Annotated in this window: 7 protein-coding genes; 2 read left to right on the forward strand and 5 right to left on the reverse strand. The window is 69.0% G+C overall.

Going from position 1 to position 13,128, the window contains the following annotated elements; genetic code table 11:
- Nucleotides 1–73: 73 nt before the first annotated feature.
- Nucleotides 74–2,461, reverse strand: coding sequence for a murein biosynthesis integral membrane protein MurJ (murJ, locus tag ACZ4QV_RS19050; RefSeq protein ID WP_361633664.1), 2,388 nt, complete (start codon nt 2,459–2,461; stop codon nt 74–76).
- 46 nt (nt 2,462–2,507) lie between these two features.
- On the reverse strand, nt 2,508–4,868 hold the full coding sequence (locus tag ACZ4QV_RS19055) for a DUF6049 family protein (protein ID WP_361633667.1): 2,361 nt from the start codon (nt 4,866–4,868) through the stop codon (nt 2,508–2,510).
- Nucleotides 4,869–5,078: 210 nt separating this feature from the next.
- Between ACZ4QV_RS19055 and ACZ4QV_RS19060 the strand changes: the two genes are divergently transcribed.
- A complete protein-coding gene (locus tag ACZ4QV_RS19060; RefSeq protein WP_361153088.1) occupies nt 5,079–6,554 on the forward strand; it encodes a CCA tRNA nucleotidyltransferase in 1,476 nt (491 codons plus the stop codon).
- Between the two features lie 325 nt (nt 6,555–6,879).
- On the opposite strand, the gene ACZ4QV_RS19065 is transcribed toward ACZ4QV_RS19060, so the two are convergent.
- The 3 genes from ACZ4QV_RS19065 to ACZ4QV_RS19075 form a co-directional block, all read right to left on the reverse strand.
- A complete protein-coding gene (locus ACZ4QV_RS19065) occupies nt 6,880–8,139 on the reverse strand; it encodes an MFS transporter (protein WP_361153085.1) in 1,260 nt (419 codons plus the stop codon).
- Nucleotides 8,140–8,217: 78 nt separating this feature from the next.
- Complete coding sequence (locus tag ACZ4QV_RS19070; protein ID WP_361153082.1) at nt 8,218–9,300, reverse strand: inositol-3-phosphate synthase; 1,083 nt, start codon at nt 9,298–9,300, stop codon at nt 8,218–8,220.
- A gap of 47 nt (nt 9,301–9,347) precedes the next feature.
- Entirely contained in the window at nt 9,348–10,019 is a 672-nt protein-coding gene (locus tag ACZ4QV_RS19075) for a PadR family transcriptional regulator (RefSeq protein WP_361153080.1), read from the reverse strand.
- A gap of 365 nt (nt 10,020–10,384) precedes the next feature.
- Here ACZ4QV_RS19075 and ACZ4QV_RS19080 point away from each other — a divergent pair, with 365 nt between their 5' ends.
- Nucleotides 10,385–13,078: a transglycosylase domain-containing protein gene (locus ACZ4QV_RS19080; RefSeq protein WP_361614160.1), complete on the forward strand. Its 2,694-nt coding sequence runs from the start codon at nt 10,385–10,387 to the stop codon at nt 13,076–13,078.
- Nucleotides 13,079–13,128: the final 50 nt, after the last annotated feature.

Raw genomic sequence — 13,128 nt, forward strand, 5'->3', positions numbered from 1 at the left:
ACGAGCCAAGACAATTGTGCCCACAGTCCGCCACTATGCACGACACACGGTTGCGGCCGATGGTTGTGCCCGCTCAGCGCCCCAGCTTGGCGCGGACCATGCCGACCATGGCGTTCATCTCCTCGACCCGCATCCGTTTCGCGGCGAGGAAGAAGACGGCGATCAGTGTGACACCGCCACCGGCCAAGGCGGCCAGCGAACCGGTGACGCCGCTGCCGAGCGCCAGGGTGATTCCGTATGCGGCCGCGCCGCCGACCAGGGCGGCGGGCACGCAGGCGCCGGCGAGACGGGCGTACGTACGAATGACGTGCGGTCCGTCCAGGTCGCCACCCAGCCGTGTGCGCAGGCGCCGCCAGGCCACGCCGACGCCGACGGCGTAGGCGAGGCCATAGGACGCCGCGAGGCCGACCACGACCCAGCGGGGCGGCAGGAGGAGGAAGCACAGTCCGGAGCCCGCCGCGTTGACGGCCGCGACGATCACCGTGTTGAAGAACGGTGTGCGGGTGTCCTCGTAGGCGTAGAAACCGCGCAGGATGACGTACTGCGCGGAGTACGGGATCAGGCCCAGCCCGAACGCCATGATCACGTAACCGATGTTGGTGGCGCCGGTGCCGGCGCTGGAGAACATCAGCGTCGCCATGGGCACACCGAGCGCCAGGAAGGCGAAGGCGCACGGAACGATGGCCACCGCCGAGGTCCGCAGCCCGTAGGAGATGTCGTCGCGGACGGCGGTGACGTCCCCGTCGTGGGCGGCCCGGGAGATGCGCGGCAGGACGGCGGTCATGACCGAGACGGTGATGATGGCCTGCGGCATCTGCCAGAGCTGCAGCGCGTAGTTGTAGGCGGTGATACCGGTGCCGGAGTGGCCCTCGCTCTCGGCCACCGAGCCGGCCCAGGTGGCGATCTGGGTCACCACGACCATGCCGAGCTGGTTGGCGAGGACGAAGAAGAAGGTCCACTTGGCGAGCCGGGCGGCCTTGCCGAGCCCGTGCCCGCGCCAGTCGAAGCGGGGGCGGAGCCGGAAACCGGCGTCCCGGAGGTAGGGGAACATGGCGAGCGCCTGCACGGTCAGTCCGAGCAGAGTGCCGATGCCCAGCAGCCGGACCGCGTCGGCGGAGACGTTGCCCGCGCCCACGCCGCTGTGCGAGAAGCTGCCGAAGACCCAGATGAACGCGCCGAAGGTGGCGATCACGATGATGTTGTTGAGGACCGGGGTCCACATCATCGCGCCGAACCGGCCGCGGGCGTTGAGGATCTGTCCCAGTACGACGTGCACGCCCATGAAGAACATGGTCGGCAGGCAGTAGCGGGCGAAGGCGACCGCGACGTCCATCTGTTCGGGGTCCGAGGCGATCTTCGGCGACATCATGCTGATGAAGATCGGCGCGGCCAGCACACAGACCGTGGTGACACCGGCCATCAGCACGGTGACCAGGGTCAGGAGCCGGTTGGCGTACGCCTCGCCGCCGTCCTCGTCGTTCTTCATGGCCCGCACCAGTTGCGGGATGAAGACGGCGTTCAGGGCGCCGCCACCGACCAGGATGTAGATCATCGTCGGCAGGGTGTTGGCGACCTGGTACGAGTCGTTGAGGGTGCCGACGCCGATCGCCGCGGCGATGACGAGGTTGCGGACGAAACCGAGGATGCGGGAGACCAGCGTGCCCGCGGCCATGACGGCGCTGGACTTCAGCAGGCTGGAGGCGCGCCCGCCGGAGCGCTTGGCGGGCTCCGGCGCGGGCACCGGCGCAGGCGGCTGCTCCGGCACCGCGGCGGCCTGCGGAACGGGGTCCGGCTGCGGCGTCATCTGCTGCTGCGGCTCGTACGGGCGCTGCTGGCCGTAAGGCTGCTGTGTTCCTTGCGGGGGCTGCTGTCCGTACGGCTGCTGTGGGTGCTGTCCGTACGGGCGCTGCTGGTCGTACGAAGGCTGCTGCGCTTCCTGCGGGCGTTGCTGGCCGTACGGCGCTTGCTGTGCATCGTGCGGGCGCTGCTGCTCGTAAGGGCGCTGTGGCTCGTACGACTGCTGCTGGTCCCGGTACAGGTGCGCGAAGGCGTCCTGCCCGGGACGCTCGTCGGCGGCCTGTGTGATGAGGTCGTCCACCCCCACGAACTGGGTGGTGGCTGCGTCGTCACCGTACGGCAGGTGCCGGGTCGGGCCCTGGGGCTCGGGCGGCGGGGGCGGGGCCCACACCTGGGGGTCCGGAGTGTGACGCGGGGCAGGCGGCTGCTGGTAGAGCGGGTTCGGGGCCTGGCCGGGGGCCGGCGGGGGGTGGGCCGACCGGTCGTAGAGGACGTCGTCGACCGGGTCCTGGGTCGTGGGGTCCTGCGACCGGTACGGGTCGTTGGCGTACGCGTCCTGCACGTACGGGTCCTGGGGCGGCTGCCCCTGAGGCGTCGGCGGTCCCTGACCCGCAGGAGTGCCGCGCGCACCCCTGCCGCGGTCACCGTCGTACGGCGCATTCATCGCTGCCCCACCTCATCCGTCGCCGGCCATCCGGCCCCGCCATCTATCAACGGTCCACTTTCTCACCTGAGCCGGACGGGTCCGTGCTTCCCGAACCGGTGTCCGGCTCGGGGTCACCCGGCTGCACCGGCCCGTCACCGTCCGTACCGCCGTCGTCGGTTCCGCCGCTGTTCCCGCTGCCGCCGTCGGCCCCTTCACCGCCGGGGCCCTCGCCGCCGCCGGTCCCGTCGGCGTCCTCGCCGCCGTCGGTCCCTTCCCCGCCGTGCCGGGACCCGGCACGTTTGCGCTGGAGATAGATGCGCACGCCGGCGAGGACGAGCAGCAGCACCCCGCCGGCGATCACGAGCATGATCGTCGAGGTGATCTCGGTGACGTTGACCTGGAAGGTCATCGGCAGGCCGTACGGCTTGCCCTCGGAGGTGTAGAGCTGGGCCGTCACCTGCACGGGACCGTTGGCGTTCGCCGTCGTGTCGAACTTGAACGACTGGCTGTGGCCGCCGTCGACCGTGATCTCCTGCGGCTCACCCGTGTCGAGACGGTTGGGCTGCGAGGACGTCAGCTCCAGTGTCAGGCTCTTCACGCCCTGCACCAGGTTGTTCTGCACCGTCACCGGGATGGTCGCGCTGCGCCCGGAGAGCGTCGCGTCCGACTTCTGGATCAGCTGCACGTTCTTCGTCAGGCCGTCGAGGTAGGTGCGTACGGAGCTGCGGAAGGCCGCGGCGCCCGCTTCGTCGCCCCGCCACTCCGTCGACATCTCCCGCATGATGGCGTTGCCGAACGGCGTCACCACGCGGGCGGGCTGGGACAGGACGGGCTCGAAGTCGTCCAGCGTGCTCTGGGTTTCCTGGATCTGCTCGAAGGCCGCGGTCGGCAGTTCCTGCTCGCGCAGAGAGGACGGATACGCGGAGCTCCGGGGCACGACGCGGTTGGCGTCGGGGTCCGGCGTCGCCTTGGCGGCGCCCGCCAGGTTCAGCGGTTCGGCCCAGCGGCCGGGCACCAGGCTCTTCACGCCGGCGGCCATGGCCTGGGCCTGGCTGACCGATGGGGTGCGCTGCGGGGCGACGACGATGTTGCGCTGCCGCTCGGGCTCCTGGCCGTTGACCATCAGGCTCTGGGCGAGGAACTCCTGGATCGCCAGGGTGGAGTTCTCGGCCTTGGACAGATCGCCTTCGAAGGCGGTGGACAGCCGGGCGTCCGAGACGATCGCGGTGTTTCCGCCGCCGATGGGACGGGCCGCCGTCGGGCTGTAGGAGAGGTCGTTCTCCTGGAGGCTGTCGCTGCGGGCGATGATGTTGTGCGCGCCGCCGGAGGTGGCCACGTCGACGATCGAGGAGTCGATGGCGCCCTCGGCGGGCCAGGCGAAGTCGGTACGGGGCTTGACGCCCAGGATCGTCTCCACGGTCGTGGCCGCCAGTGTCGTGGCGGGACCGAGGTGCCCCAGGGCGCTGGGGACCTCCTTGCCGCGGTGGGCGAGGGAGGCCAGGTCGGGGTCGGCGAAGGGGAGGGCGACCACCTCGTGGGTCTTGACGGCCTCCTCCAACTGGCCCAGCCACTGCTTGGCGACGGCCTGGTTCTTCCCCGCCGTGGGGCCGTTCGGGCCCTCGACCTTGTACGTCTTGGTCATCGCGTCGACGGAGGCGAGCACGTCCGGGTCGACGACGAAGGTGACGGGGAGGTCCTTGCCGAGCGCCACGAGCTGCTGGAGCCGCCCGCCGGGAGCGATCTCCGCGGCCAGGTTGTCGTTGCGGAAGACGGGGGTCTGCTCCGCGTCCGCGTCGGTCTCCGCGGTGAGGTGCGTGGAGGAGATCAGCGGCCACAGGTAGGTGAGCTGGGACTTCTTCGCCACGTCGGAGGTCTGCCAGGGCAGGAACGTGCGCTGGGCACCGAGCACCTGCTCGTACGAGGAGTCGCCGGACCGGCCGGACAAGGAGACACCGAGCTGGTAGACACCGTCGTCCCCCAGGGCGAGGTCCTTGACCGGCACCTGGAGGGTGAAGGTGCGGCTGACGCCCGGGGCCAGCTTGTCGATCTTCTGCGTGCGGTTCTTGATCTCCTCGCCGTCCGCGCCGGGCGAGAAGCCGGTGCGCTTGGCGGCCGTGTCGATGGCGCTGCGGCTGGTGAGGGCCTGCCCCCGCCGAAGGCCCACGTGAGCGTCGGTGACCGGTGCGTCGCTGCGGTTGGTGAGCGTGCCGGAGACGGTGAGGGTGTCGTCCTTCTTCGGCACGGTGGGCGTGAGCGCGTCGATGGATACGTCGACGGTGCGCGGCCCGGCGGCACGGGCTTCGGGGGCGGCCGGGAACTGCACCATCGCCATCAGCAAAGGCACTCCGGCGATCAGTGCCGCGGCCCGGCGCGACCACCGACCACGCGGCCGTTCACTCCCCTGCAACCCTGCCGCCTCGGCCACGCGTTCGCCCGTCCCTCGTCGTCGTCAGTGGTCGTCGGAATGTGCGTCCACGCATGGTAACGAGACCCGCTGTGCCGAAGTGCTGGGGACTGCTCCACAAGATCGCCCGTCGGCCGGCCGCCGGAGGACCTTGTCCCCTTTTCCCGGGGATGCCCGGCGTGCCGGACGACAGGACGCTTCGCCGGGCGCGGACCCGTACCCTGTTCTGTTGTGCCGAACGCCAACAATGACTTCCTCGCCCCGCAGTCCGAGCGGACCTCGCAGTCGACGAGCGCGCTGAGCCAGGTGCAGCGCCGTGCCGTCGGTGAACTGTTGCGGGTCTCCCCTGTCGCGGACGACCTGGCCCGCCGCTTCCAGGAGGCCGGGTTCACGCTTGCCCTGGTCGGCGGTTCGGTGCGGGACGCCCTGCTCGGCCGGCTCGGCAACGACCTGGACTTCACCACCGACGCCCGCCCCGAGGACGTGCTGCGGATCGTGCGGCCGTGGGCGGACGCGGTGTGGGAGGTCGGTATCGCCTTCGGCACGGTCGGCTGCAAGAAGGACTCGTTCGACATCGAGGTCACCACGTACCGCTCCGAGGCGTACGACCGGACCTCGCGCAAGCCCGAGGTGTCCTACGGCGACTCCATCGAGCAGGACCTGGTGCGCCGGGACTTCACGGTGAACGCCATGGCGGTGGCGTTGCCGCAGAAGGAGTTCATCGATCCGCACAACGGTCTGGAGGACCTGGCGGCGCGCGTCCTGCGGACGCCGGGGACGCCGGAGGAGTCGTTCTCCGACGATCCGCTGCGGATGATGCGGGCCGCCCGGTTCGCGGCCCAGCTGGACTTCGAGGTGGCCGAGGACGTCGTCTCGGCCATGAAGGCCATGGCCGAGCGCATCGACATCGTCTCCGCCGAGCGGGTGCGGGACGAACTGAACAAGTTGCTGCTGGGCGCACATCCGCGCAAGGGGCTCAGGCTGCTGGTCGACACGGGTATCGCCGACCGGGTGCTGCCGGAGCTGCCCGCCCTGCGGCTGGAGAGTGACGAACATCACCGTCACAAAGACGTCTATGAGCACTCGCTGACGGTGTTGGAGCAGGCCATCGACCTCGAAGAGGACGGTCCGGACCTGGTGCTGCGGCTGGCTGCGCTGCTGCACGACATCGGCAAGCCGAAGACACGGCGCTTCGAGAGCGACGGGCGGGTCTCCTTCCACCACCACGAGGTCGTGGGGGCGAAGATGACCAAGAAGCGGATGGCCGCGCTGAAGTACTCCAACGACATGATCAAGGACGTCTCGCTTCTGGTGGAGCTGCACCTGCGCTTCCACGGCTACGGGACGGGTGAGTGGACCGACTCCGCCGTCCGCCGGTACGTGCGGGACGCGGGCCCCCAGCTGCGGCGCCTGCACAAGCTGACGCGTTCGGACTGCACCACCCGCAACAAGCGCAAGGCCAACGCTCTCTCCCGCGCCTACGACGGCCTGGAGGAGCGGATCGCGCGTCTGCAGGAGCAGGAGAAGCTGGACTCGATCCGGCCGGACCTGGACGGCAACGACATCATGCAGGTCCTCGGCGTCGCACCTGGCCCGGCGGTCGGCAAGGCGTACAAGCACCTGCTCGAACTGCGCTTGGAGAACGGGCCGATGGAGCGGGACCAGGCCGTCGCAGCGCTGCGGGAGTGGTGGGCCGCGCAGAGCTGAGCCGGCTGTTTCACGTGAAACACGGCACCGGAGCCGGGCCGTGTTTCACGTGAAACCAGCTCGCTGCCCTACTCCTTGAGGTTTTCGAGGCAGGGGACGTCTTTGTTGCAGTGCCTGCGGCCGGTGGCTTCCGCATAGGCGCTGTACTTCATCAGGTCGCACAGCTTCTCTCGTCGGCGGTGTCGTCATGCGCCTCGGCGACTCGTAGGCGGCGCCGGAAGCGGAGCAGGCCCCCTGATGAACGACGCGTCGTGCGCGCGTGACGCGCGTAACGTAGCGGGCCGCGAGGGACCCAGGCGCACGGCGAGTGCCGGAAGGCCGGTGCCTAGTTCCGCAGGAAGCGCACCAGCGTCGCGGCGGTCGCCGCGTGCAGCAGGGCCACGCCGATGACGAGCAGGATCGACTTGCCGTCCGGCGGCAGCATCAGCGCGGCCACGGCCGCGGCACCGACGTAGGCGACGTTGAAGAGCATGTCGTACACGGCGAAGACGCGGCCGCGGAAAGCGTCGTCCACGGAGGACTGCACCACCGTGTCCGTGGAGATCTTGGCTGCCTGCGTGCTGAGGCCGAGCACGAAGGCCGCCACCAGCACCGGGCCGTACGCGAAGGTCAGCCCCAGAGCGGGAGCCAGCACGGCTGACAGTCCCGCACAGCACGCCATCCAGGCCAGGGGGCCGAACCGGGCCACCGCCGGAGGAGTGAGGACCGCGGCGGTGAAGAAGCCGGCCCCCGACACGCCGACGGCGATCCCGAGGAGCGCCAGCCCGTCCGCTTCGCTGTCGGACCAGGCGTACCGGCACAGCATCAGCACCATCACCGTCAGCGCTCCGTAGCAGAAGCGCAGCGCGGCCATCGCTGTCAGCGCCACCGCGGCGGTACGGCGCTGGGCAAGGTGGCGCAGGCCCTCGACCAGGCCACGGGCGGTGCTCGACAAGGCGGCCCCCAACCGCGGCTGGAGCTGCCCGGGTTCAGGCCCGAGCAGCCCCGGAGCCATCCTCAGGGAGACCCCGGCAGCGCAGAGATAGAGGCCCGCGGCCAGTATCACGACGACCGAGTTCGACTCGACGCCCGCGAGCCGTGCCGCGAAGGCGAGGCCGCCGCCCACGGTGGTCGCGAGGGTGCCTGCGGTCGGCGACAGGGAATTGGCCAGCACCAGGCGCTCCGTACCGTCGACCACGCGGGGCAGGGCGGCCGAGAGCCCGGCCAGCACGAAGCGGTTGACGGCCATGACGGAGAGGGCGGACGCGTAGAAGAGCCAGTCCGGGACCTGTGCGGCGATCAGGGCCGCGGTCCCGGCGGTGAGTGCGGTGCGCAGCAGGTTGCCGTACATCAGTACCTGCCGGCGGCGCCAGCGATCGAGCAGGACACCGGCGAAGGGGCCCAGGAGCGAGTACGGGAGCAGCAGGACCGCCATGGCCGAGGCGATGGCCGCGGGAGAAGCCTGTTTCTCGGGTGAGAAGACGACGTACGTGGCGAGCGCGACCTGGTAGACGCCGTCGGCGGCCTGGGAGAGCAGCCGCACGGTCAGCAGGGAGCGGAAGTCGCGCAGTTGGAGCAGTACGCGGAGGTCACGCACAACGGGCATGAGGCCCAGCCTCACACAGCTCACAGGCCCCCGGGCGGAATTTCCGGGGGCCTGTGAGCACGGGGAAGGGCGCGGAGCTTAGCGCTCGACCTCACCCTTGATGAACTTCTCGACGTTCGCGTGCGCCTCGTCGTCGAAGTACTGCACCGGCGGCGACTTCATGAAGTACGAGGACGCGGAGAGCACCGGGCCGCCGATGCCGCGGTCCTTGGCGATCTTCGCGGCGCGCAGAGCGTCGATGATGACACCGGCGGAGTTCGGGGAGTCCCAGACCTCCAGCTTGTACTCCAGGTTCAGCGGGACGTCACCGAAGGCGCGGCCTTCGAGGCGGACGTAGGCCCACTTGCGGTCGTCCAGCCAGGCGACGTAGTCCGACGGGCCGATGTGGACGTTGTCCTCGCCCAGCTCGCGGTCGCGGATCTGCGAGGTGACGGCCTGGGTCTTGGAGATCTTCTTGGACTCCAGACGCTCCCGCTCCAGCATGTTCTTGAAGTCCATGTTGCCGCCGACGTTCAGCTGCATCGTGCGGTCCAGGACGACGCCCCGGTCCTCGAAGAGCTTGGCCATCACGCGGTGCGTGATCGTGGCGCCGACCTGGGACTTGATGTCGTCACCGACGATCGGCACACCCGCCTCGGTGAACTTGTCCGCCCACTCCTTGGTGCCGGCGATGAAGACCGGGAGGGCGTTGACGAAGGCGACCTTGGCGTCGATGGCGCACTGCGCGTAGAACTTCGCGGCGTCCTCGGAGCCGACGGGCAGGTAGCACACCAGGACGTCGACCTGCTGGTCCTTGAGGACCTGGACGATGTCCACCGGCGTCTCGTCGGACTCCTCGATGGTCTGGCGGTAGTACTTGCCCAGACCGTCGAGGGTGGGTCCGCGCTGGACGGTCACGCCGGAGTTCGGCACGTCGCAGATCTTGATGGTGTTGTTCTCGCTGGCGCCGATGGCGTCCGCCAGGTCGAGGCCGACCTTCTTGGCGTCGACGTCGAAAGCGGCCACGAACTCGATGTCACGCACGTGGTAGTCGCCGAACTGCACGTGCATCAGGCCGGGCACGCGGGTGTCCGGGTCTGCGTCCTTGTAGTACTCGACGCCCTGTACCAGCGAGGCGGCGCAGTTGCCCACGCCGGCGATGGCTACGCGAACCGAACCCATTCCGGTTGCTCCCTGTGATCTCGAGAAGGTCCCGCTGACTGCGGACCTCATGTGGTGGTGTCATCGGACGGATCCGGCCGGGAACCACCCCGACGCCGGGGCAGGCCGCCCGCATCTCCTGACGTGTCCTTCTGCTGCTGCTCGGCAGGGTCGACGGCGCGCTGGTCGCGGCCGGCGCGCTCGCTCTCGATCAGCTCGTTGAGCCACCGGACCTCGCGTTCCACGGACTCCATGCCGTGCCGCTGAAGTTCGAGGGTGTAGTCGTCCAGCCGCTCACGCGAACGGGCCAGGGAGGTGCGCATCTTTTCGAGGCGTTCCTCCAGCCGGCTGCGGCGGCCTTCGAGGACCCGCATCCGTACGTCGCGCGAGGTCTGCCCGAAGAAGGCGAAGCGGACGCCGAAGTGCTCGTCCTCCCACGCGTCCGGGCCGGAGTGGGCGAGCAGCTCCTCGAAGTGGCTCTTCCCCTCCGCCGTCAGCCGGTAGACGATCTTCGCCCGGCGGCCGGTGAGGGACGCGGGCTCCGGGGAACCGTCCGTCTCCTCGGCCAGCCAGCCGTTGGCGACCAGCGCCTTCAGGCAGGGATAGAGCGTGCCGTAGCTGAACGCACGGAAGACCCCCAGCGAGGTGTTGAGCCGTTTACGCAGCTCATAGCCGTGCATGGGGGACTCACGGAGCAGTCCGAGGACGGCGAACTCAAGGATGCCGGACCGCCTGCTCATGTCCGCCTCCTTGGTGTCGTGCGCTCTTTATGCCGAGCTGATGTATCGATCCGATACATCCAGACGATAGATCGGCCCCAGGGGAGGAACAAGAGGGGGGACGGTGAACGCCATCACATCACCGTTTCGTTCTACCCAACCTGACTGATTTGGAGTGAATTTCGACAGTGGGCAGGTTTTGGCCGTGCGTAGTCTGTGCGCCATGCAAACTGCCGGGAACCGCGGGGCGGAACATGACGTCCCCGTCCCCGGTGTAGTGCGACCCCATGAGCCATATGGGTGCCGTACGTCGGGGGGACCTGAAGCCAACTGCCGCCTTCAGGCGACGAGATAGATAGCGCGCCTGCCCGAGGAGTATTCGTTCCATGAGCGAGCACCGTCGCAAACCGCCCCAGCCGCAGGGCGGCGGACGTGCTGCGGCCCGACGAGCCGCACAGCAATCACCGGGGCGCCGCGCCGCGCCCACCCGCGGCTCCGCACCTGCCCCCGGACCCGATCCCGGAGCGTACGGGCAGGAACGGCCGGCCGGCGGCAGAGCTGAGGCCCGGCGCGCCGCACAACGCGGCGGCCGACGACGTGCCTCCGACACGGCGGCGATGGCCTCGGGCAGCGGACATGGCGGCCGCGGAGGCGGCCGCCGCGCCGGTGGCGGCGGTGGTGACGAAGGTGGTCGCGGACGGGGCCGGGGGTCGGGCAGGCCCGGCAAGAAGCGGCTCATCGACTACCCGCGCTCCGGCAAGGTCGGTTGGCGCCGGTTCGTACCCTCCTGGAAACAGACCCTCGGCACCTGCATCGGCTTCCTCGCGCTGATCGTCGGCGCATCAGGACTCGCACTCGCCTACGTGGACATCCCGGATGTGCAGAAGGCGTCGCTGCTGCAGAAGAACGTCTACTACTGGTCCAACGGCAAGCCGATGGTCGTCGCGGGCGGCGGCGAGCTCAACCGCCAGATCGTGCCGATCACCTCCATCCCCTCGACCATGCAGAACGCGGTGATCTCCGCCGAGAACGCGTCCTTCGAGAAGGACTCGGGAGTCGACCCGATGGGCATCGCCCGAGCGGTCTTCAACATGGCTCGGGGCGGTGAGACCCAGAGTGGCTCCACCATCACCCAGCAGTACGTGAAGAACACCTACCTCGACCAGTCGCAGACCCTCAAGCGCAAGCTCACCGAGCTGTTCATCTCCGTGAAGGTGGGCATCAAGGAGGAGAAGAAGGACATCCTGGCGGGCTACCTCAACACCGCGTACTACGGGCGCGGTGCGTACGGCATCCAGGCCGCGTCCCGGGCGTACTACGGCAAGGACTGCGACAAGCTCACCCCGAGTGAGAGCGCCTTCATGGCCGCGCTGCTCAACGGCCCCAACCTCTACGACCCGTACATCACGACGGAGGCCAAGGGCGCGAACCTCAAGCGCGCCGAGGCCCGCTGGAAGTGGACGCTGGACCGTGAGGTCGAGGTCGGACGGATGAAGAAGGCGGACCGGGACCCGATCAAGGACTTCCCGATGCCCAAGGAGCCCAAGAAGGCCATGGACCTCCGCGGCCAGAAGGGCTACCTGGTCGACCTGGCCAACAACTACATCACGGCGAACACTAAGATCACGGATGCCATGCTCAAGAAGGGTGGCTACGAGATCCACACGACGTTCGACGAAAAGCAGGTCAACGAGCTCGCGGCGTCCGTGGACAAGGTCACCAAGGAGCACATCGATCCGGCCAAGCGCGAGGTGGACAAGTACGTCCAGTTCGGCGGCGCCTCGGTCGAACCGGGCACCGGCAAGATCGTCGCCATCTACGGCGGCAAGGACGCGACCCAGCACTACACGAACAACGCCGACTACACCGGTGTCCAGGTCGGCTCGACCTTCAAGCCGTTCGTGCTGGCGGCGGCGATGAGCGACGGCGTACGGGATCCGCACAATCCCGAACGGCGCACACGCGTCTCGCCGAACAGCATCTACAACGGTGACAACAAGCTGAAGCTGCTCAACTACGACGGGACCGTCTGGCACGACAAGGACGGCAAGGAGTGGCACCAGGCGAACGACGGCAACGAGGACAAGGGCAAAGTCACCCTCCGCACCGCCATGCAGTTCTCGGTGAACACCCCGTACATCCAGCTCGGCATGGATGTCGGCCGGGACAAGGTGAAGGAAGCGGCCATCGCCGCGGGACTCCGCGACGACCAGAGCATGGCGAAGACCACCCCGGCCTTCTCGCTGGGCACCTCGGCGCCGAGCGCGATCCGGCTGGCGGGCGCGTATGCCACCTTCGCCGCCAGCGGGCAGCAGGACGACCCGTACTCGGTCGAGTCCGTCGAGAAGGACGGCCAGACCAAGTACGAGCACACCAAGAAGCCCAAGACGGGCTTCAGCGCCGCGGTCGCGGACAACGTGACGGACGTGCTGAAGACCGTGGTGGAGAAGGGCACCGGTACGGCGGCGAAGCTGCCCGACGGGCGCGAGGCGGCCGGCAAGACCGGTACCACCGACGACAACAAGTCGGCCTGGTTCGCCGGCTACACGAAGCAACTGGCCACCACGATCGGCATGTGGCGGGTGGACGACCAGGCCAAGCAGCAGCAGTTCCTGAAGATGTACGGCGTGGGCGGTGAGAAGAAGGTCCACGGTGCGTCGTTCCCGGCCCGTATCTGGGCGGACTACATGGCGCAGGTCATGAAGGGCAAGAAGCTCGAACGCTTCCCGCAGCCCGGACCGATCGGCCAGACGGTCTACGGGGACGGTATGAGCCCGTCCCCGAAGCCCACCCCGTCCGCTCCCGCGCCGAGCTCCCCGACGCCCACGCCCTCCAAGCCCGCACCGACCAGTCCTACGCCCACGCCCAAGCCGACCCACACGTGTTCGGACTGGGACCTCAACTGCCAGAACAACGGCGGAGCGAACGGCGGGGACAACGGTGGACGTCCGGGCGGCGGAGATTCCGGCGGCACCACGGCGACACCCGACCCGAGCACCGGAGGGCCCGGAGGCGACGACGGCGGCATCTTCGACCCCCCGGCCGGCGGCTCGGCGTCAGGGGGACGACGCGACTACTGACCGGTGACTGTTTCACGTGAAACGTGACGGAGAAGCCTCCGGAACCCGTG

The organism is Streptomyces sp. NPDC026394, from assembly GCF_055567735.1.